The sequence below is a fragment of the Lysinibacillus sp. HST-98 genome (assembly GCF_016757845.1).
GTDB lineage: Bacteria > Bacillota > Bacilli > Bacillales_A > Planococcaceae > Lysinibacillus > Lysinibacillus capsici.
Window position 1 is genome coordinate 409,539 of sequence record NZ_JAENHX010000002.1, and the last position, 20,878, is coordinate 430,416.

The following is a 20,878-nucleotide window of genomic DNA, read 5'->3' on the forward strand; positions in this document are numbered from 1 at the left end:
CATGTATCAAAAAATGATGTTTTTTAGACTTATCTTGGTCGTTCATCAGGAAACGATGAAGACTCTAACACATACCTGCCTTCTCCTTCAGAACTTGAAGAGGAGCTAGAACTAGAGCTTGATGAGGATGAAGATGAACTTTCATCATTAAGGCTCCAATCTTCTTCATAGTCTAGTGGATGGACACTAATACAAATTGTTGTTTCACCCATTACCTCAACAACTACTTCACGTTCCACTACAATTTCAAACTTTGTACCACATGGAGAGATAATCGCTTCAATACAATTTGGTTCTTGTATCACACGTACACGAACATCATCACCAACGCTAATTTCACCGTCTCGATAGTGAAGCTTCACTTTGTCTTTATAGTGAATCGTTTCAGAAAACACAGCTGTTTTCGAATGATTACTATAGGCATACCAAACATTTACATCAAATTTCCCTGTTACTTCTACAAATTTCCCGACTCTTTTTGCAGAGCAAGTGTGATTGATTACCCAGCACCCTAAAATACTTGTCGGTTTATTTGTTGGTGATAATGTTACACGTTCTTCCGTTCTCTTCTTCCCTTTGGCAACTACTGCTTTCGTCACGATTTGTCGTAAACGTTTCAGCGCAATTCCTCCTTCGACTCTTTTCACTCCATCATATGCAGATAGCGCCCATTGGGTGAACATATATTTTTAGAGAATGAAATGGACCATTTAAAACTTTTCGATAAGAGGTCTATTATAGTAGCTGAATGCTTCAATAGAAGAAGACGTAAAAAAGCTCGAATGACAGCATTCGAGCTTTGATTTCTATAATCTTTTAAGAGCAGCTACCTGGTTGAGTATTTTCTACGTATGAACCCGTTTCACCACGAAGAACATCGCCACCAGTTGAGCGAATAATTTCATTTGTAACATTATTTGCAATTGTATTTGAAACAAGTTGCAATAAATCATTTACATCGCCTTGTGATTCTTTAAATTGTTGCACAACAGGGATGGCATTAATTTCTTCCTCGATTTTAGCAATTTTATCTTCAATCATTTTTAATGCTTTTTCTTTCCCTAAGTGCTGGAAATTAACCGCTTGTTTTTGTAAGCTTTTTAAGCTTGCAATACGTTCACGTACTTGTTGATTTTCGTTAATTTGCGCTTCTGCCTTTTTGAAAAATTCAACCTCTGGCGTATTTGCAATCATATGTGCAATTTCATGTGATTTTTTAATTAAATCTTCTTTTGTATATAAGACTTGTGTCATTTATGCTTCCACCTTTTCATTTTTTACGACTTCCACAAATTCACCAGTAAGTGAATAGGATGTAGTCTCTGTTATTTTTACTTTCACTAATTGACCAATTACTTCTGCTGGTGCTTTGAAGTTAACTAAACGATTTTTCCTCGTATAGCCCGCTAACACATCGTCGCGTCGTTTACTTGTGCCTTCAACTAAAACTTCGACAACCTGACCATTTAAACGCTCCAATGCTTTGCGAGAGTATTCACCTACCACTTCATTTAAACGTTGAAGACGCTCTTTTTTCACCTCTTCAGGTACATTGTCAATCATTTTTGCAGCTGGTGTACCTTCACGTGGCGAATAAATATACGTAAACGCTGCGTCAAAGCCAACTTCACGGTATAAGGACAATGTTTCCTCAAACTGCTCCTCTGTTTCATTTGGATAGCCAACGATAATATCTGTTGTTAAGGTTACTTCAGGTATTGCCGCTTTAATTCTATCCACTAAACCAAGGAAATGCTCGCGTGTGTATTTACGCGCCATAATTTTTAGCACGTCATTCGAGCCAGATTGTACTGGTAAATGAATATGCTCCACTAAGTTGCCACGCTTTGCAAGAACTTCGATTAAATGATCATCAAAGTCACGTGGATGACTCGTTGTAAATCGAATACGTGGAATATCGATCTTTCTTAATTCATCCATTAAATCGCCAAGACGATAATCAATATCCTCAAAATCTTTGCCGTAAGCGTTGACATTTTGTCCCAATAACATAATTTCTTTGTAGCCCGCTGCCGCTAGCTCACGAACTTCAGCAATGATTTCCTCTGGTCGGCGACTGCGCTCTTTACCACGTGTATATGGAACGATACAATACGTACAGAATTTATCGCAGCCATACATAATATTAACCCAAGCCTTAATGGAGCCAAGACGTTTCTTCGGCAGATTTTCAATAACATCGCCTTCTTTAGACCAAACCTCTATGACCATTTCTTTAGACATGTAGGCTTCTTTTAAAATGTTTGGCAGACGATGAATATTGTGTGTACCAAACACCATATCAACATGTGGATAGCTTCTTAAAATTTTATTAACCACAGATTCCTCTTGCGACATACAGCCACAAACCCCTATTAGCATCTCAGGGTTTTTTCGTTTATATTTCAGCAGGAAACCAAGTTCTCCAAATACTTTGTTTTCTGCATTTTCACGAATAGCACATGTATTTAGCAAGACAACGTCAGCCTCTTCAATCACCTCTGTTGGTGTGTAGCCTAGCTGCATAAAAATCCCAGCCATTACTTCTGTGTCATGCTCATTCATTTGGCAGCCATAAGTCATGATATGATAACTTTTTCCCTCACCTATTCCACGGAAACCGTTTTCTAAAGCATATTGAATATGTTCAGCTACTGTTTTACGTTTTTTTCCATCGATCATTGATGGCCCTTGAAAATATGTTGAATAATCTTTTTCTGATTCTTTATTTTTATTTTTCGGTAATGTTTTTAGTTGTTCTTGCTCTAATTCAAAAACACTCTTACCTGTTCTCATTTCTTCACTCACTAAACGGACGCTCCTTCCTCACAAATGAATTATACAATTATTTTTATGTTTTATCATTAATAAGCAAAAAGTAATTGTTACAAAACTAAAACGTCACATTTCCTGTCCATACAAATAATTTTTACTAATCCTTTATAATAGATGAAACTTCACCTTTCTCAATAGTTATAACAATAATTAGAATAGTTTATAAATAATTCCAAACCTTTGTTATTATTGATTTATATAAAACAAAGTAGTTTAGGCGTTATAGGCTTTACTGTTGTAGCTGACAAATCAGTGGAATTACAAACGATCTTGAAGGAAAACCCGACATAAGTAATTTTGAGTACAAACCAGGGTATTTTTGAGTAGATAATGATATTACTTCAATTTATGACTTACATTCAACTGCAAAAGATGAATTGTTAGTTGTAAATGGAGGCACAGCTTTGGACAGATTGCATTGTTATCAAAGGTTACAAGTGAAGAATTTAAACCCCTTTTAGCTAAAGAAGGTGGCGGTTCAAAATATATAATGGCTTTAGCTCAAACTGTTATTGTTGATGGTAAAACTGTGTCGAACAATTTGTCTTCAGATTATTTGTTCTACAATCAAAACAGGCTATACTAATATTATTTTGGAAGCAACACCCTCAAAGTTATAAAACTAAAGCTAATGAATACGAAAATGTACGAACATTGAAAGATGGAGATATTATTGATCAATAATAAATAACAAAAGACACCAGAGTAATGAACTGCTCCCTGTCAAGTAGACAGTGGAAATAATAAAAAATGTATTAAGCGGCTTGAGCCCTGAATTCTAAAGGACTCAAGCCGTTTAATCGTTTCTGATAACGATAGTAATTATAAAAATGAATATAATCATCAATCGCTAGTTTTAACCCTTCATATGAATCGAACTTATGCAAATAATACTTCTCACACTTCAATGTGCCCCAAAATGATTCAATTGGTCCGTTATCAATACATCGACCAACACGGGACATACTTTGTGTCATATTGGCTGTTTCCACAATTCGTTTAAATCCCTTCGATGTATATTGAAAACCTCGATCACTATGTATTAATGGCTGCTCGCCTGATTGTAATGATTGAATAGCTGATTTTATTGTTTTGAAAACAAGGGAATTATTATTCGAATGACCTAACACATAACTCACAATTGAACCATCATATAAATCGATAATTGCACTTAAATAAGGTTTTTTCCCGTTTCTATACTTAAACTCTGTGACATCTGTACACCATTTTTCATTTGGCTTTTCCGAGGTAAATGCCCGATTAATACGTTCTCCGCCACTGATGCGCTGGAGATTTACGATAAGGCTTTCTCTTTCGCCTAATAACGGACTTCAATCCACTCACCTGCATTAAACGATAAATACGCTTCTCGTTAACCGTCGCTTGATTATTCTTTATTCGCTGACGATTGATTGTCAACGTCATACGACAATAGACGTAAATGCCATCTACTTGGTGGTAAAGGAGATCAATATCCTTTGAAATGGCTTCATTTTCAACTTCTCTGTTAGATGGCTTACGACTTAGCCACTCATAGTAAGCAGCGCGCGAAACACCCACGATTTCACATAATAAAAGAATCGAAAGTTTCTCCTCTTGGTGTAATTCTTGAATTGCTAAATAGCGTTGTTGTAAGCGAATTTGGCTTAGCGACGCCTCCTTTCGATTTCCTCTAACTTTTTTAAAAATAGATTTTCAGCACGTAAGCACTCATTTTCACGCTCGATTCGTTTGATTTCTAACCTTAAGTTTTTCTTCGGCTGTTAATTCAACTTCATTTTTTGTTCGACCGCGATGATCACGTAATCCCTCTTCACCAGTCGCTTCAAATTTCTTCACCCAATGGTATACCTATTGATACGAAACATCATAGGCTTGTGCTGCTAATTGATAATTTTTCTGGCTCTTTAAACAGTAGTTGACAATTTGAATATGTTCCTCAAACGTTTTCTTTCTTCCTTATATAGAACTATTTACTTATGCAATATTTGCACAGTATATAATAAATTATTTAAATTTAAAATGTACAGATTTAATATTTCATAAATCGAATATTTAAATAAAGCACTACGTTAAATAAAGATTATGAAAAGCTATATAATTTTATCTTTGGTTAAAACCCTATTAATAATTTCACAATTGGATAATCATTATTAAAATTGTTAATATTTATTTATTTTTGTAAATTATTATATTATTATATAAATAATCTACTAGAAGGAGGTTACTAAATGGAAATAATATAGTTACTTGATATTGGTTGTCACACAGTGTTGAGAATCATATTATTAAAAGGATGGGATAAAAAATGAAAAAAATTATTACAGGAATCGTTGCAATAATTTTTATGTTTTCAATAACAACGCAGTTTCCCGCAACCGCAGCACAAATAGAAAATGAAACAATAGATAATTTATCGACTATTCTTACAAGTGTATTAGAATTAGATAAAGAATTTGATAAAACAATAGGTTTCGATGGAGACTATATTGCTATAGATACTAATTTAGCAAAAAAACAAGGTGCAACAGATTCTGATATCAAGCTTGCAATATCAAAAGTAAATGAACATAATCAAATAATAAACGATACATTGGCTATACAGCCATTTGTAACATATGATGAAAATGGTTTTTATTTTGATGAAGAGTCAGCTAGAAAAGAAAATGTATCTGAAGACTTAATTGAGTCTACTACAAAAGACTTTGAATTAATGAATTCTGTCCAGCCGTTAGCTGCATGTAACGGTAAAAGTAAGTATGAAAAGACTTCAGTTGGATTCTATACTTACTTTGATAGTTGTCAAGCTTCCAAGATAATAACTTATATTCAAATTGGAGCAGGAATAGCTACACTTGGAGCTGCTATCGCTGCCTTTATTGCTCCTCCTCTTGGATTAGCTACTATTATTGCAATAGGATTAATTGATATTGGGGCAACTGCCTTAAACTTATCAAGCGTTAAGGACTGTGGATTATGGATTAAATGGACAGGTACAGTAAATCCAGATCCTTTCTGGATAGGTTCTCAATGTTAATTATTAAAAAAGGGGGATAGTTGTGTTATCTATAGTTCCTATTATTCTTTTTGGTATTTCACTCACCCTTTGTATTGTACTATTTCTTAGAATGAATCGAATCAAAGAACGTAAAGAGAAATTACCTCTAATAATTCTATTTAGTTTCACTCTACTTAGTTTTTTAGTGCTATTGTATTCTGCACTATTTCATTAAATAACATTGTTATTTTTTTGAAGTGAGGGAATGAGCAGAACCTCTGAATCAGACTACTATTCAGAACGATGAAAGCTGAAAAAACACTCATTTGTTTTAGAGTTAAAAACAAATGAGTGTTCTTTTTTATGCTATTCTAGGTCACGTGCGCACACGCCTTTTCTTATACTACACTATATTTACAATGTCATAAAATTACCATAAAATACACACTCATTTTCACTTATATATTTTGTCATTTAAACATAAATTGATATGATAATAGTGGGGATTAAAGAATAACTTAAAATAACAAATATACCTTTTTAAGAGTGATAAGAGATTGAGCTATAAGTATGATTTGTCGATTCGGCAAATATAAATCGGTAAAATTTAAATATTCTCATCAAAATATGTTTGAATATTCCGAAACTGTTATTGCAATAAATAACCAAAAGAAAAAGCACAGTCTGTAAAGATAAGATTAGATTCTATCATTTCATTTTTAAAAATTATTTCTTTAAAAGACCAATAATTCTACTAATTTTATAGGAAACTAAATAATTCTCTACATTTCTCTCTATCTCCACTTCCTTCTAAAAGCGAATATATTTGAAGTAATTCAAAATAACCTTAGTGCCCCACTATTTTTATTTGATATCTAAGTGACTTTTTTTAAAAGCCGCAGCAACTATATAATGTATTGTATCAGATACATAATTGTTATATCTGTAATCTGAATAGCTACTTTCTCTTAGATAATCAATTAAGCGAATTAAGTCTCCATCAAGAACTAGTAATTTTTCAATAAGTACTTTACTATTATTTGCATTAAAAATAAAGGGAGCTTTACCTTAGTTATCGAAAAAACCTTTGAGATATTTTCGTTGATATCATTTCAATATTAATAAGATTATTGGTTAAATCTTTTCCTACTGTTGGTTTAGTTTTTCTTCTAAAGTCAACAAATCAATCTTTATATCTTTAAATTCATTAGATAAACTTTAAATAATTTGATTTCTGATTTATACAATTTATGAAAATACTCTATAGCTTTTAATTGTTCGATATTATCCACAGCGCTCTCAAAAGAGTCTTTCCTAACCCTATTGTCATACACATGTGAACTCGCTATTAAAAGATTTTATAAGCATAATCAATATTATATTCACTAATTATTTTTAACAAATTGAAATACCCATCATTTTCAATTTTATTTTTGCGCAATTCATCCGTTATTTCCAATAAAGTACTACAATATTTTTTACTATATTTGAAGGTACCAATTTTTATTTATCAGCTATTCAAAGCTTTCTAAAACAATTTCATCTAAAAGATAATCCTTTCTTTGATTCATTCTTATTAAAGCATTTTTTATACCTAAATTTAATGTCTCATAACGCTTTTCAATATCTAAATCACTTAACAAAAATGAAATAATAAATACGAATCTTAAAGCCCTATCCTTCATTTCACATATGCTAACCATTGCTTTTGTTAAAATACTTGCTGTATTTTACCCGTAAATATGAATGATACAATTTCAGCTTTATCCAACGCTTGATATTCATATCTTCTTTATATAGTAATGCATCCGTGTATTGCCCTTCTTTCATTAATCGCTTGGCTTCTATTTTTAATTTTTCATTCTTCATGTATTTAAATAGCGTTTTTGAAGGAAGTAGTGACCATACATGCTTCGCCTGGACATATGTTCGTTCATGATTAACCTGAAATAAATAATCATCCACCACATATTGCATTAAATTATACCCGCTTGCAGTCACATAGTAGCTTGAAGCCCCAGCTCGCAAATTCATTTCAAATAGCTTGTATTTCCCGTCCCTGGCATCGTATTTCATATCAAAATTAGCAAAGCCCGTATAGCCGATGTCCTCTAAAAAATGCCGAATGGATTCCATTAGCTGTTCATCATAATCGGTCATAACAGCTAAAGAAATCCCTTTGTTTTGTGGAGATGGATCTTCGAGTAGCTTATTGCTTACACACATTAGTTTTACTTTTCGATCCCTTCCTACATATACATCTAGAACACGGATATAGGAATCGTCGCCTGGAATAAATTCTTGAACGATTAAGGTGTCTTGATAGCTAGAACGATAAATACAGCGAATGATGTGCTGCATCTCATCTGCATCATACACTAGATATATTTTTTTCTTTTCAGGAAAGGAACAGTTCGTATAGGTCACGGTATTGGAGGGTTTAATAATAATGGGATACTGGATTGGCATTTCTCTATTTAGATGATGTTCCTTTTTTATAATGATGGTTTTGGGGTATTCTAACTGATATTTATCACAAAGCTTGTAGAACTTCTCCTTTGTTTGGACCATTTTTAGTAAAGCCTGATCAATGTAAGGTAAAATAAAATACTTTTCAAGCTGCTCTTTATTTTCAATGATAAGCTCTGCATAGTAGCAGTCACAAACTAATAAAATCAATTTCTTTTGTTGGCACTGCATAGCCAATCCCACTAGCGCTTGTACAAAACGGGTAGGATCATCTAAATGTTCAACATATTGAAAATCCAGAATACTGCTATTCTGTGTGGCAATTCCTTGAGAGCCTCCCAAAAGGAGTGAGCGCATCGTTCTCCCTTTTTTTGCTGGCTCAATGACAAGACTTTTCATGCGGTAGGCTGCATAAAATGAGCGTGCTACCCCATATGCATGCTGACCCGATTGTATAATAATAGGTAAAAAGGGTTGTTCTTTAATGGATGTCAATTTGATTCGCCTCACATTATAAATATGAATTTAATCATTTGTATGCGAGTTGAATTGTACTTATGTAATACGTATAAAAGGCACTACATTGAAGCTTTAGTGCCCTTTACTCAACCTATAACGTCATCATTTTTTTTACTCGCTGTTCAAAGGAGACAATGGCTTCAACGCCATAACCCTTTAGTAGCTCTATATTGACAAATGTATATTTACCTAAATCATCTGGGAAATGCGCATCCGAGGATACAGTAAAAGCAACTCCATGTTCAAGTAAGGTTTGTAAAAAACGGGGACCCGGGCACATCTCCTGTACTGGGTAACGATAATACAGGCCTGCATTGATTTCAGTGGCGGTTTCAGTAGACGTTAGTGCCTTTGCAATACGTTTATACCAAACTTCAAGAAACGCACAATCCTCCACTTGATAATTAAATACTTTAAAATTATCTAAATGGGCAACAAAATCAAACATATTGGAAAGAATCATTTTCTCTACTACTTTAAAAAAACGCTCATAATTTTGTTGTAAAGAGGGTTGATCCATTTGCTCAAAAAGATACTGTGTTTGTGGATTATCAAAGCCCCACCCATCAACAAAATGAACAGAACCAATTACATAATCCCAAGGATAACCTGCTAGTAAAGCCGTTAATTCCTCCTCACCACCAACAAAATAATCTGCCTCTATACCAAGTCTCAGTGTAATGCCATGTTGACGCCATTTTTCCTTTGCCTGCTGAATGGTCGTCACAAAAGCGTCCATATTTTCTGTCATCACACGATCCAGCCAATAGCGCTGAATTTGTCCAATTTCACTATCATCCAGCCTCATAAAACGCTCAAAATAGGCACGCGTTTCTTGAAAACGATATAAGTGATCGACAATCCCCACCTCACGTAAGCCGAGCTGCTTTGCCTGTTCGAGATATAAATCCAACCATTCCTCACTATAACAGCCATTTTTCACACGCTTTGCTAGCCGCTGTAAATGACAAGTTATTTGTTGTTTGGAGCCTTTTTCCGTTTCATCATCCGAATGAAAAAACTCCAGTGCCTGCGATGTACGCTCTAGCCAGCGAAATGAATAAGGCCCCTCTTCTAAATGTACATGATAATCAATTGTCATCCACTCTTCCCTCCATTACATATCGTCCATTTTTCCTCATACGCCTGCCATTCTAATGGACAAGTGCTTTCGCAAAGAATTTCTGTGCATTCATCAAGATGACAGATTTGAAAAAATGATTTGCCATTGATTTTGGATGCATCAGCTAATAAATAACTCACTTTGCTATGCTTGAGCATTTTCTTTGAAATAAGAGATTCATCCAAATCGTAATCATAAACAATGCCCTCACTCATGCCACCGCACGATAGAAAGGCCTTATCAAAATTCATATTATCTAGCATCTCTAACGTCATAGCACCTGCCACAGAAGATTGTTTTGGATTCGCCGTGCCCCCTAGTAATATGACCTTGCCTGTCATGCGTCGTTCTTCTATGGCTAAATTAAATTGAATAGCTGCTGCAATTGAATTCGTTACAACCGTTATATCTTCCACAGCTAGTAAAAAATCGGCTATATGTACTGTTGTAGTACCTGTATCTACTGCAATAGTATCGCCATCGCAAATGCGTTTTGCTGCAATACGAGCAATTTGTCTCTTTGCGTCCTTGTGCATTTGTAGCTTGCGTAAAAATACCGGTTCATTACGTACATTCGTATATTTAATAGCCCCACCATGAACTCTTGATAATAAATGCTGTTGCTCTAATTCATCAAAGTCTCGGCGAATTGTTTCTGGTGCTACCTGAAGGGCATCAGCAATATTGGCAACAATAATTTTCCCTTCAGAATCTAATTGTTTTAAAATAAAATCAAATCTTTCCAGTTTAGCGTAAGTCATGATAGCGCAATCACATCTTCTTGTGCGACATAACATTTATAGGATTTTCCCATTTCAATCGAATACCCTTGTTGATGCAGTTGTTCCATTGCAAACGCCATTTCTCCTTCAAATGTAGTACGAATAATATTGCCGCTCATTAATGATTGTTTGGCAACCCCAGAGAGACATAAGTCTCCATCTCGTTGATCGAGATGTAATGCCTCAGGGCGTATTGCAAATTTCGTGGCTTGCTCTATTAAAGATGCTCCAAGCATTTTTTCTAAAGTTTGGCGTGGAAAAACATTATAATGACCGATAAAATTAGCAATAAATTCATTATTTGGTCTCATATAGATTTCCGTTGGCGTACCGTTTTGGGCAATGCTGCCATTATTCATGACAAATATTCTATCCGAAACAGCCATTGCCTCCTCCTGATCATGCGTAACTAGAATCATTGTCATATTTAATTTTCGTTGAATTGCTCGTAAATCTGCTTGTAGTTTTTTGCGAATTTGAGCATCAAGCGCACTAAGTGGTTCATCTAATAGCAGTACTTTAGGACGGACAATTAATGCACGAGCTAGAGCAACACGCTGCTGTTGACCTCCCGATAATTCTTTCGGGTACGCATTAGCTTTCTCACTTAGATGAACAAGCGCTAGCATTTCATGAACACGCTGCTCTATATCTGCCTTATTAACTTTTTGCATACGCAAACCAAAAGCAACATTTTCAAGCACCGTCATATTAGGAAAAAGTGCATAGGATTGAAAGACCATACCCACTTGACGATCCTTCGGTTGTACGCCACTCATATTTTTTCCTTCAATCAAAATCTTACCTGCCGATGCATCTGTTAAACCTGCAACAATACGCAAAATCGTACTCTTTCCACAGCCACTAGGACCTAATAGTGTGATAAATTCGCCTTTTTGAATTTCCATGTGAATATTGGTTAAAACAGATACTTGTCCATATTTTTTATGAAGCCCTTCAATAACAAGATAACTCATAGAATTGTAGCACCTTTCGATCGTTTCGTTACGATAGCAATGACGAATGTTAAAAGACCCATTAGTACGAGATAGATGAAAACAACAGCACTAGCAATATGTCCACTTGTGCTAAGCTTTTTCATTAAATAAATTTGAACGGTTTCAAAGCGAGAACCTACAACAAGATTAATTAAGACAAACTCACCAAATAAGACCGAGAAGGATAACAATGCCCCCGCAAATAAGCCTGGATAAACGGTAGGCAGTAAAATTTTTGTGAATGCCTGCCTTTTTGATGCGCCTAGCAATTGAGCCGCATCAAGCAGTTGCCTCGCATCTATATTTCTTAAACTATTTCGTGTACCTTGATAGATATAAGGAAGAATCCCCACAACATAAGCACCTAAAACAACAAATATCATCGGTATACCTATTTGGCTATAAACGCGTATAAGCCCTACAGCTAAAATAATTCCTGGAAAAGAATACACCATCACCACTGCCATCTGTATCCATTTTTCGTATCTTGGAAAGTATAGGACGATGACGAAAATGGCTGGCACAATGACAAGGAGCGCGATACTAACGGCACCCCCTGCTAAAAGAACTGAACGGCCGAATGCTTGAATAAAATCAGTATCACGAAACAATGTGGAAAGCCATTTTAATGTGAGTCCTTCTGGCAATATCGTTTTATTCCATTTTGTTGCAAACGCATAGAGCATTGTTGCTATCACTGGTAATAGTAAATATCCCACGAGCAGAAGGAAAAAGAAATCAGCCAAACCACGCTTTTTCATTTTACTTTCCTCCTTGTTTTAGAGATGCTCCACTCACTGATCAGCATGGCCGTCACCATTGTCACTGCTAATATAACTGCAATGGCGCTAGCTAGCTCTGGCTGAGCAAAAATATCACCTTTTATTAAGGAACCGATACGAATCGCCACTAAATTATAATTACTGCTTGTTAATGCATAAGCAGAGGCATACGCGCCCATTGCATTGGCAAACAATACACTAAAGGTTCCCACAATCCCCGGGAGCATAACAGGGAGACCAATTTTCATCCAAAACTGCCAGCCAGATGCCCCAAGAAGGGCTGCCGCCTCCTTCCACTGTTGCTGAATTCCATCATAAATGGGATATAGTAGCATTAGTGATAATGGCAGCTGAAAGTAAATGTAAATAAGTAACAAACCGCTCCAACTGTATAATGAAAAGGATGTCAACACATCAATATCCCATTTGTCAAATAACAGTGTAAATAAACCACTATTGCCAAGTAAAACGATAAAAGCAAATGCTAGCGGAATACCTGAAAAATTGGAGGTTAAGTTCGTAAGTATTAAAATCTTCTCCCGTACTGGCTCTGAAAAGTTCATCATGGCATAAACTGCAAACAAGGTGATAAGTAACGCAATCATAGCTGAGATAACAGATAATGTAATACTATTTTTAAAACCTTGAAGAATGTAGTGGTTCGTAAAAATTGATTCATACTGCTTCAGTGTAAAGCCCTCACTATTTTGAAAGCTGGTAATGAGCATATATAGGAGCGGTACTAAGAAAAACAATAATAGTAATACAAGAAAAGGCGAAAGCCAAGCAATGGATTGCCGCTTCGATATCAACACACTCACTTCTTTCTATAAATGACTTGCGGCTTATGGGGATAATAGTCGCTCCTTAGAATAAGAGCGACTACTATTTATTTAAACCTCTTTTGCTGTAAAGACACCTTCTAACAGGAGTGGCACCATATCTTCAGCAGGCTTGATATTTAATAAATGACAGCACAGTGGTGCAACTTGTAATTGAGAAATAATGCCTTCTTTTATACCTGCCTTTACAGCATCTGAAATGACAAATAGCGGGACATGACGATCCTCATGCGTTGTGCCGCCATGATTACCATCTCTTGTCATGCCATGATCAGCCGTAACGATAACCTCATAGCCCAGCGCCATACACTTTGGAATAAACAATGACAGTAAAGCATCCATCGCTAAAACTCGATTGCGATATTGAGCAGAATCTGCCGTAAATTTGTGACCATCATCATCAACATTCATTGGATGAATATACAGGAAATCAGGCTGCTTTTGAGCCATTAACCATGCTGCATCAGCAAATACATGACTATCTGGATAATGATCCTCAAAATAGAACATACCGTTGTCAATTGGTAATTGTGTATCGAGTTGTAGCCTGTCCTCCATATGATTAAATGGCGCTCTATTATAAAGCTCACTCACCCAATAATAGGCGGAGGCTGCTGTAGTTAACCCATGCTCCTTTGCGATATGAAAGACACTTTGCCCTTTCGATAAACGCACTGTCATATTGCTGGTAACACCATGTACAATAGGGGGTGTACCTGTTAAAATCGTCTCATACAATGGTCTTGATAAAGACGGCACCTCTGAGCAAACCTTATAGCGAGCAGCTACCTGACGCTCGACTAAATGGTGCAAGAACCCCATATGTGTGCAGGCTGTGTCAAAGCGCAATGCATCGATAACAATGAGAACCACTTTGTTATTTTGCATGGATTAACACCTGCTCTTGATAGAGTTGAGGGATTTGCTTCGTTGTATCTTCCCATGTCTTTTGGTCTTTAACAGGTTGTGCATTCGTATACATATCAGCGGGTAATAGTAAATCTTTTACATCCTGTGGTAATTTTACTCCGTCTCGAATTGGACGCGCATAGCCTTTTGCTAAATTTTCTTGACCTGCATCAGATAAAATATATTCACGTGCGAGCATGGCAGCATGTGGGTTTTTGGCATATTTATTAATTACCGTTGCATAACCAGAAGTGACAGATCCCTCTTTAGGTATCACTACATCAAAGCGGTCCTCATCAATTTGATGACGATAACCTAATGCATTAAAGTCCCATAAGATCGCAACATCTATTTCACCTTTTTCTAGGTTCGCTACTGATGGATCTCCCTGTAGACGTCCTTGCTTCGCTAATTCTGCAAAGAAATCTATACCTGGTTGGATGTTCGACTCATCTCCACCAAATGCCATAGCCGCTGCTAAGATGGCAAACTGTGCTTGGTTAGCCGTTAATGCATCCCCAATACTGACTGTGTAATCTCCATTTTTTAGATCTTCCCATGATGTTGGAGCATTCTTCACATTATTTTTATCTGTCAAGAAAGAAATGGTCCCCGTATAGCCAACAATCCAGTGTCCTTCATCATCTTTAGCCCAATCAGGTATTTCATCCCAATAAGACGTTTTGTATGGTAATGTTAAGCCCTTGTCCTTAGCGATTGGTCCAAAAGCAATCCCGACATCTCCAATATCTGCGGTAGCATCATCCTTCTCTGCTTCAAACTTCGCTAACTCCTCAGCACTCGACATGTCCGTATCCTTGTGTTTGATACTATATTCGGTCCCAAGTTCCTCCCATGTTTCCACCCAGTTCGCCCATGTATCTGGCATACCGACAGAATTAACAATGCCTTCTTCCTTTGCTTTTTCTGTAATGTCCTCAAGCGATAAGTCCTTTTTTACCTCATTTGCACTAGATGAACTGTCAGAACAAGCTGCCAACATGGAAATAGCTAATGCACCAATTAGACCTTTTTTCCACAGTTTTTGAATTGTCATGTGTTGGACCCTCCATTTGTTTTGCTTTATTTTTATTTGCTTACAAACGTAATGTTATAAAACAAACATTAAGCAAGTATGGAGGTGTTAAGAATATTTAGTAAAAATTATTGAGGAATTATAAAAATCTATGAATTTAATGAATAAATATAGTAGGCTTGTAAAGCTAGCGAGGGTAGATACGGAAAAACCTAAGTATGTGTACATTTGCTTTACAGACGTACACATACTTAGGTTATTTGGAGAGACCTAAAAAATCAGCATAGGTATGCGGCTCATTTTCCTTGAGAATTGTTAAAAATGTAAATGCCAATTGCACAACTGACCACCATCTCATATTGTAGGTCATTTCAAAACGAGGGGGCTCTAATGAAAAGACATCTTGAAAAATATCTAACGGTTCTATTTTCTCATCCTTTAAAATAGATAGAAAGCCAAGAAATAACGTATGATCTTTAACCTCAATCAATTTGTCCTCTACAAGAGCATCAATATTTTCAGGGTGTTGAAAATTACATTGTGTAGCTACATAACGTTCTAAATCCTGAGCACGCTTTCGGTCTTCACGTTCCTTTTTTTTTGCAATAAAATCAATGACGTTATTCACGTACATCGCCTCTTTTTTTCTTTTATTGTAGCATTTTTTATAGAAACATTGCCTGAAATAGCCCTTTATCCATTCCGTTTAAATGGTTTGTTTTTTATTAAATTCCTCTAAAAAAGTAGTCAATTTGTGAAATTCTACAGAGAAGACATCTTGCATTCCAAAATATCCTTCTTTTTCATCTATAATAGTGGCAAACTTTTTATATAGACGGTGAATATAGCCATGATGGCGATAAGCATAAAATTGGACTTCCTTCACTTCTGGGTGTTCTTCTAAAATATGTTTTAGCATTTGTAGAAAACCCTTAACAAAGGATCGACTATTTTGATATTCTTTCTTTAATAGTGCGCAATCAATAAAAACGATATGTTTATTTTTAAATTGATCTTCTCTTACACCCAATGTATAGCTTGCTGCAGCAAATACTTCCTGCTGTGTATTTTGAAAGAGGAGCAGATTTGTTTCCTCTATCATGACATATAAACTACCAAGTGTATCTAAAATCGGATACATATCATCAAATATATTTCTATTTTGCAAAAAGAAAACAGCGAATTTTTCATAATCCTTATCAGTCTTACACTGCACTATTTCCATTCATCTTCCCCCTTATTTAATTACCCACTTACCATTCACTAAAATTGCTTCGGCAGTACCGTCCTCTCGTATTCCATTCACCTGTAATTTTTGTGAGCCTATCATAAAATCAATATGGATCATACTATTATTTATGTTTTCTAGGTTTGCACCATCTTCTTTCAAGCCTGAAGCATAGGCTTGCCCAATGGCTAAATGACTGGATGCATTCTCATCAAATAAATTATGATAAAATAGTAGATTGCTCGCAGAGATTGCAGAATCATGAGGAACCAATGCAACCTCACCTATATATCTAGCACCCTCGTCTTTTTGAAGAATACTTTGTAATGCATCCATCCCTTTTTCTGCAAAGAAATCAGTAATTTCACCATCTTTAAATGTAAGTGTAAATTGATCAATGATCTGCCCTTCATAAACTAATGGCTTTGTATTTTTGACTATGCCATTTACTCCTTTTTTGAGTGGTGTTGTATAAATTTCTTCAGTCGGCATATTACAAATAAATGAGCTTCCCATGTCATTCGTTTCCAAGCCATTAACCCAACGATGATTTTGTGGTAGCTCTATTTTTAAATTTGTTTCTTCGCTAATGAAATGTAAATAACGGAAATACTTTTCATTCAATAATGTGGCCCTTTTATTTAATGTATCAACATGCTCTTCCCAGGCTTGTAGTGGGCTCTCTTCACTTAATTTTAGTATTTCAAAAAACTTTTCCCATAATTCCTCAAGAGCATTTTTGGGCTCTAAGTCAGGGAAAATAGATGCTGCCCATTGCTCCGTCGGATAAACAATAACAGTCCAACTAACTTGCATTTTAATCAATTTTTCGGTAAAAGAACGAAAAGCAAGTGCAGAAGCATACTCTGCTTTTTCTACCTTAACAAGGTCTATGCCCTCCATATTTTGCAGGTGGGGTGAAATAATATAAAGAAAAGCGGCACCACTACTCGCCATTTCTTCATACCCCTTCACAAGCCAATCTGGTGTATAGGCTAAGCCTTGCTCTGTCATATATTCATATTCAATTCGAGCAAGCTCTTCATCAATCCACTTTATATAAACATAATGTGCACCATTGAGATAGGCATGTCGGCAAACCCTTCGAACAAAATCGGCAGCAGCCATTGAGGCAGAAATCACTAAAGTCTGTCCTTGTTGAATATTAATCCCTACTTTTATGACCAATTCCGCGTACTGCTCTAACTTAGTTTCAAAAGTTTTCATTTTAAATTTAACTCCCTATTCAAATAATTTATTGAACACGCCAATGTATTTTTTTACTGACTAATAGATAAGAAAAACAGGAAAAAATGAGTAAGATTAGAACATCTATGAATGTAGAATTGGTCCATCCAACCGTTAGCATACCGTGTAATACATTCGCTACATATGTTGTTGGTAACACGTAGGAAATCCACTGCAGAACGATGGGAAGGTCTTTCAGCTCAATCATAACTGGTGTTAAGAAAGTAACAAACATCAACAAAAATTGCGCTACAATATTTGTAAATTGAGGATTTGGAGATAAAAACCCCATTAATACACCAATGCCTACTACACTAAAAATCGCCAATAAAGCGACTGGTAGTAGAAGCCACTCAAAATGAAGATTGACCCCGTAAATTTGCTGACCAAACGTAAATACAATAATAAACGAAGGTAAGGAAGTTAAAATACCATAAAACAACAAAGATAAAATAAAATTAACCTTTCGAATGGGAAGGGAGGAGTAATATGTAAAATAGCCCCCAAATTTTTGATACGAGATATCCTGCCCTAGAATATTCATCCCCATTAATAGAATACTAAAAATCATATTACCGATAATTAATCGTGCCAATTGTTCAGAGCTAGATTCACCCAGTAAAAATTCGAGAAACACTAAAGTAACTATTGGAAAAATGGAAGACATTGCAATAATCCATAATAATTGATGCCTTACGATGGCTATTTGTATACGAAATAAAATAAGTAATTCAACAAAGAATTGACTAAAGGCATTCATTAACTATTCACTCCTTTGCTGTTCTTGAAGTAGTGAATAGACATCTTCTAGACTTGGTGGAAACAGAGAGTATTGGTTAATGTTCAATGTCTCATCCTGTATTATTTCAACAATAGTACGAACCATATTTTTCTCGATTAACATCGTGAGTTTTGTATCCTCTACTAATTCTGCTTGTCCAAAATCTTTCAGTCTGTCTTTGATATTGTGAATAGAGGCCTCCTGCGCATAAATTTCTAAACGCATTCTTTGGTCTACTCTTCTCTTTAGCTTTTCGACATGGTCAATGGCTAAAAGCTTTCCGTTATCTATAACAGCTACACGATGAACAACTTTTTCAGCTTCCAAAATATTGTGAGTGACTAAAATAATTGTTGTACCCTTTTGGTTAAGCTCACGAATGATGTCCCATACTAATTTCCGTTTTAATGGATCCAGCTCATTTGTAGGCTCATCCAAAATCATAACAGATGCCTGACCAATCAAAGTTGCTCCTAAACTAATGAGTCTTCTTTGACCACCCGAAAGCTTTGACAGTAGCTTATCTCGATAAGCTTCCATGTCTAACCTCAGCAAAATATTATCTGTCTGTTGCTTCGACTCTTTTTTGGAAAGCCCCTTTAATCTACCCGTAAAATAAATGGCTTCCCATGTTTTTAAAAATGATAAAGCAAAAGTCTCCTGTGAATAATAAGCAGTCTGTTTCAATACATACTTCGGATTCTTAGATACTTCTTGTTGATGAAATTTCACGGATCCCTCTGTTGGTGCTAGCTGTCCTATCATTTGCTTTATCAATGTCGTTTTTCCTGCACCATTCGGGCCTAATAACCCAATTATTTCACCTTTATATATAGTCAATGAAATGCCATTATTTGCTTTAAATTTACCTTTTTTATAGTAGAAAGTTACATTTTCTAATTCATATATTGGTTCAAGCATGGTAAACAGCCTTCCCTGATTAAATTTCAAAAGATGAGGTCTGACTAAAAAGTCAGACCTTGAGGTAATAATTATTTACCGAATGGCTTTGTATCGCCTTTTGGGAAACCCATTGGAGGAAACATCATTACTTTTCACCTCACTTTCTTTTCTCTATTGAGTGAACAACCATCAGATAAGCTAATGATAATCACTGCTTATTTTTGATTCTATATTACTTTAAAGTAATATACAACTAGAAAAATAGAAAAATCAGTTTTTTCTACTTCTAATAATAGACTAATTTAACTTATAATTTCTTCTATCTATTGGACTATTTACAAATAGAAAATATTTTTACCCTTTGTTGCTATACGTAATATCCATTACTTTTCTTCTTTAAATTAATGAGCTTTCAAATGTGATTATAAAAATATCTATTCATCGCTAATCTATATTACTTAAAGTAATATTCGACTTTACAGTGTTCATAACGATGTGAAGCTGTTAGATTACACAAAAGATAGTTAAAATTGGAGTGCCCTGAATAAAAAGGTCGCTAGCTCGGCACGTGTTACTGGCGTTTTGGGATAAAATTCACCATTACTCCCCAATGCAATCTCAACCTGTTCTAGTGCTGCAATATAATCCATGCTCCAATGATTACTAGAAACATCACTAAATGAACTTGTACCCTCAGAAGTTAGTTGTAATGTTTTTGCTAAAATTTTTGCTACTTGTGCACATGTAATAGCTTCTAATGGTCGGAATGTGTCACCCCACCCATCAATAATTCCCCCTTGCTGTAGCGTGTTGATCTCTTCATAGTAGATAGGTTTTGGTGCTATATCAGAAAAGACTTTTGCTGAGCGAATTGATTCAAACTCGAAGGTGCGTGCAAATAATACTGCTACATGCATTCGACTAATTGGTTCATTCGGACGGAAAGTGCCATGTTCATAACCTTGGATAATCTCTAGTGTCGCTAGTTCCTCGACTATCTCTTTTGCCCAATGGCTATCCATATCATCGAACCTTACCAGTGCTGCGGTGTGTCTGATTCGTACACTGGCAAAGGTATCCACTTTGCATATATTACCAAATTCTCTCGAATAACTGTATCTTCATCCCACTTAATTTTAAATGCTGCATCCTCATACCAGCCTCCAAAGCGAAAACCATCTTTGGTAGGCAAAGGTAAATCACTTATTTTTGTATTATAAGCAACCTCTAATGGCGGAAGTATTGTACCACCATTTGTATTTATTGTCACCTGATGATGGATTCTGTTGTAATTGTAAAATGAAGTGTCTCATTTATATTTGCAAATACGGTCACATTACCACACACAGGTTGTATAAGTAACAACCAGATGACAAATAACGAAACCACTTGTTGCCATGTTCTTCTCATAACATCCCCTTTATC

At 35.6% G+C, this 20,878-nt stretch carries 20 protein-coding genes and 1 pseudogene; 1 reads left to right on the plus strand and 20 read right to left on the minus strand.

Translation table 11 applies throughout. The features are described from left to right. Window positions 1–29: 29 nt before the first annotated feature. From cotE to JIN86_RS23485, 4 genes and pseudogenes are all read right to left on the minus strand, one after another. The gene (gene cotE / locus JIN86_RS07685; RefSeq protein ID WP_202341625.1) at window positions 30–683 is read right to left on the minus strand and encodes an outer spore coat protein CotE; all 654 of its coding nucleotides are present in this window, start codon (window positions 681–683) and stop codon (window positions 30–32) included. A gap of 133 nt (window positions 684–816) precedes the next feature. Beyond that, window positions 817–1,254 carry a YlbF/YmcA family competence regulator gene (locus JIN86_RS07690; RefSeq protein WP_004225842.1) on the minus strand — a complete coding sequence of 146 codons (438 nt, stop codon included), beginning with the start codon at window positions 1,252–1,254 and terminating at the stop codon, window positions 817–819. Then, the gene (miaB, locus tag JIN86_RS07695) at window positions 1,255–2,808 is read right to left on the minus strand and encodes a tRNA (N6-isopentenyl adenosine(37)-C2)-methylthiotransferase MiaB (protein WP_004225844.1); all 1,554 of its coding nucleotides are present in this window, start codon (window positions 2,806–2,808) and stop codon (window positions 1,255–1,257) included. A 782-nt stretch (window positions 2,809–3,590) separates the two neighbouring features. Then, a pseudogene (locus tag JIN86_RS23485) lies at window positions 3,591–4,794 on the minus strand (IS3 family transposase); the annotation flags it as partial. A gap of 349 nt (window positions 4,795–5,143) precedes the next feature. Here JIN86_RS23485 and JIN86_RS07710 point away from each other — a divergent pair. Beyond that, window positions 5,144–5,872, plus strand: a complete 729-nt coding sequence (locus JIN86_RS07710) for a hypothetical protein (RefSeq protein ID WP_233732487.1) — start codon at window positions 5,144–5,146, stop codon at window positions 5,870–5,872. Between the two features lie 1,656 nt (window positions 5,873–7,528). Here the strand turns inward: JIN86_RS07710 and JIN86_RS07715 are convergent. From JIN86_RS07715 to JIN86_RS07790, 16 genes are all read right to left on the minus strand, one after another. After that, complete coding sequence (locus JIN86_RS07715; RefSeq protein ID WP_004225855.1) at window positions 7,529–8,797, minus strand: carboxylate--amine ligase; 1,269 nt, start codon at window positions 8,795–8,797, stop codon at window positions 7,529–7,531. A 115-nt stretch (window positions 8,798–8,912) separates the two neighbouring features. Beyond that, window positions 8,913–9,923 carry a histidinol phosphate phosphatase domain-containing protein gene (locus JIN86_RS07720; protein ID WP_009371174.1) on the minus strand — a complete coding sequence of 337 codons (1,011 nt, stop codon included), beginning with the start codon at window positions 9,921–9,923 and terminating at the stop codon, window positions 8,913–8,915. Beyond that, window positions 9,920–10,705: a DeoR/GlpR family DNA-binding transcription regulator gene (locus JIN86_RS07725; protein WP_004225858.1), complete on the minus strand. Its 786-nt coding sequence runs from the start codon at window positions 10,703–10,705 to the stop codon at window positions 9,920–9,922. Before JIN86_RS07725 ends, JIN86_RS07720 begins: the two co-directional genes overlap by 4 nt. Beyond that, window positions 10,702–11,703 carry an ABC transporter ATP-binding protein gene (locus JIN86_RS07730; protein WP_202341627.1) on the minus strand — a complete coding sequence of 334 codons (1,002 nt, stop codon included), beginning with the start codon at window positions 11,701–11,703 and terminating at the stop codon, window positions 10,702–10,704. The genes JIN86_RS07725 and JIN86_RS07730 overlap by 4 nt, the downstream gene beginning before the upstream one ends. Next, window positions 11,700–12,485, minus strand: coding sequence for an ABC transporter permease (locus JIN86_RS07735; protein ID WP_202341628.1), 786 nt, complete (start codon window positions 12,483–12,485; stop codon window positions 11,700–11,702). The genes JIN86_RS07730 and JIN86_RS07735 overlap by 4 nt, the downstream gene beginning before the upstream one ends. Continuing rightward, the gene (locus JIN86_RS07740; protein ID WP_202341629.1) at window positions 12,482–13,327 is read right to left on the minus strand and encodes an ABC transporter permease; all 846 of its coding nucleotides are present in this window, start codon (window positions 13,325–13,327) and stop codon (window positions 12,482–12,484) included. Before JIN86_RS07740 ends, JIN86_RS07735 begins: the two co-directional genes overlap by 4 nt. A 72-nt stretch (window positions 13,328–13,399) precedes the next feature. After that, window positions 13,400–14,236 (minus strand): alkaline phosphatase family protein, encoded by an 837-nt coding sequence (locus tag JIN86_RS07745; RefSeq protein WP_202341630.1) that lies wholly within the window; start codon window positions 14,234–14,236, stop codon window positions 13,400–13,402. Continuing rightward, window positions 14,226–15,314, minus strand: coding sequence for an ABC transporter substrate-binding protein (locus JIN86_RS07750; protein ID WP_202341631.1), 1,089 nt, complete (start codon window positions 15,312–15,314; stop codon window positions 14,226–14,228). The genes JIN86_RS07745 and JIN86_RS07750 overlap by 11 nt, the downstream gene beginning before the upstream one ends. Before the next feature lie 235 nt (window positions 15,315–15,549). Next, window positions 15,550–15,927 (minus strand): ELKS/Rab6-interacting/CAST family protein, encoded by a 378-nt coding sequence (locus tag JIN86_RS07755; RefSeq protein ID WP_237497165.1) that lies wholly within the window; start codon window positions 15,925–15,927, stop codon window positions 15,550–15,552. A gap of 72 nt (window positions 15,928–15,999) precedes the next feature. Then, the gene (locus tag JIN86_RS07760) at window positions 16,000–16,518 is read right to left on the minus strand and encodes a hypothetical protein (protein ID WP_004225870.1); all 519 of its coding nucleotides are present in this window, start codon (window positions 16,516–16,518) and stop codon (window positions 16,000–16,002) included. Window positions 16,519–16,530: 12 nt separating this feature from the next. Then, a complete protein-coding gene (locus JIN86_RS07765; protein ID WP_004225873.1) occupies window positions 16,531–17,748 on the minus strand; it encodes an aminopeptidase in 1,218 nt (405 codons plus the stop codon). 28 nt (window positions 17,749–17,776) lie between these two features. Next, the gene (locus JIN86_RS07770; RefSeq protein ID WP_202341633.1) at window positions 17,777–18,529 is read right to left on the minus strand and encodes an ABC transporter permease; all 753 of its coding nucleotides are present in this window, start codon (window positions 18,527–18,529) and stop codon (window positions 17,777–17,779) included. Window positions 18,530–18,532: 3 nt separating this feature from the next. Then, complete coding sequence (locus JIN86_RS07775) at window positions 18,533–19,471, minus strand: ABC transporter ATP-binding protein (RefSeq protein ID WP_004225877.1); 939 nt, start codon at window positions 19,469–19,471, stop codon at window positions 18,533–18,535. Between the two features lie 506 nt (window positions 19,472–19,977). Continuing rightward, a complete protein-coding gene (locus tag JIN86_RS07780; RefSeq protein WP_202341634.1) occupies window positions 19,978–20,475 on the minus strand; it encodes an S-layer homology domain-containing protein in 498 nt (165 codons plus the stop codon). A gap of 11 nt (window positions 20,476–20,486) precedes the next feature. Then, complete coding sequence (locus JIN86_RS07785; protein WP_004225880.1) at window positions 20,487–20,723, minus strand: InlB B-repeat-containing protein; 237 nt, start codon at window positions 20,721–20,723, stop codon at window positions 20,487–20,489. Further along, the gene (locus JIN86_RS07790) at window positions 20,720–20,863 is read right to left on the minus strand and encodes a hypothetical protein (protein WP_153802593.1); all 144 of its coding nucleotides are present in this window, start codon (window positions 20,861–20,863) and stop codon (window positions 20,720–20,722) included. The genes JIN86_RS07785 and JIN86_RS07790 overlap by 4 nt, the downstream gene beginning before the upstream one ends. Window positions 20,864–20,878: the final 15 nt, after the last annotated feature.

Bases quoted from the DNA above. Each gene is read 5' to 3' on its own strand.
- cotE (WP_202341625.1), bottom strand. From the start codon at position 683: ATGTTCACCCAATGGGCGCTATCTGCATATGATGGAGTGAAAAGAGTC.
- JIN86_RS07690 (WP_004225842.1), bottom strand. From the start codon at position 1,254: ATGACACAAGTCTTATATACAAAAGAAGATTTAATTAAAAAATCACAT.
- JIN86_RS07710 (WP_233732487.1), top strand. From the start codon at position 5,144: ATGAAAAAAATTATTACAGGAATCGTTGCAATAATTTTTATGTTTTCA.
- JIN86_RS07720 (WP_009371174.1), bottom strand. From the start codon at position 9,923: ATGACAATTGATTATCATGTACATTTAGAAGAGGGGCCTTATTCATTT.
- JIN86_RS07725 (WP_004225858.1), bottom strand. From the start codon at position 10,705: ATGACTTACGCTAAACTGGAAAGATTTGATTTTATTTTAAAACAATTA.
- JIN86_RS07730 (WP_202341627.1), bottom strand. From the start codon at position 11,703: ATGAGTTATCTTGTTATTGAAGGGCTTCATAAAAAATATGGACAAGTA.
- JIN86_RS07735 (WP_202341628.1), bottom strand. From the start codon at position 12,485: ATGAAAAAGCGTGGTTTGGCTGATTTCTTTTTCCTTCTGCTCGTGGGA.
- JIN86_RS07745 (WP_202341630.1), bottom strand. From the start codon at position 14,236: ATGCAAAATAACAAAGTGGTTCTCATTGTTATCGATGCATTGCGCTTT.
- JIN86_RS07750 (WP_202341631.1), bottom strand. From the start codon at position 15,314: ATGACAATTCAAAAACTGTGGAAAAAAGGTCTAATTGGTGCATTAGCT.
- JIN86_RS07755 (WP_237497165.1), bottom strand. From the start codon at position 15,927: ATGTACGTGAATAACGTCATTGATTTTATTGCAAAAAAAAAGGAACGT.
- JIN86_RS07760 (WP_004225870.1), bottom strand. From the start codon at position 16,518: ATGGAAATAGTGCAGTGTAAGACTGATAAGGATTATGAAAAATTCGCT.
- JIN86_RS07765 (WP_004225873.1), bottom strand. From the start codon at position 17,748: ATGAAAACTTTTGAAACTAAGTTAGAGCAGTACGCGGAATTGGTCATA.
- JIN86_RS07770 (WP_202341633.1), bottom strand. From the start codon at position 18,529: ATGAATGCCTTTAGTCAATTCTTTGTTGAATTACTTATTTTATTTCGT.
- JIN86_RS07775 (WP_004225877.1), bottom strand. From the start codon at position 19,471: ATGCTTGAACCAATATATGAATTAGAAAATGTAACTTTCTACTATAAA.
- JIN86_RS07780 (WP_202341634.1), bottom strand. From the start codon at position 20,475: ATGGATAGCCATTGGGCAAAAGAGATAGTCGAGGAACTAGCGACACTA.
- JIN86_RS07790 (WP_153802593.1), bottom strand. From the start codon at position 20,863: ATGAGAAGAACATGGCAACAAGTGGTTTCGTTATTTGTCATCTGGTTG.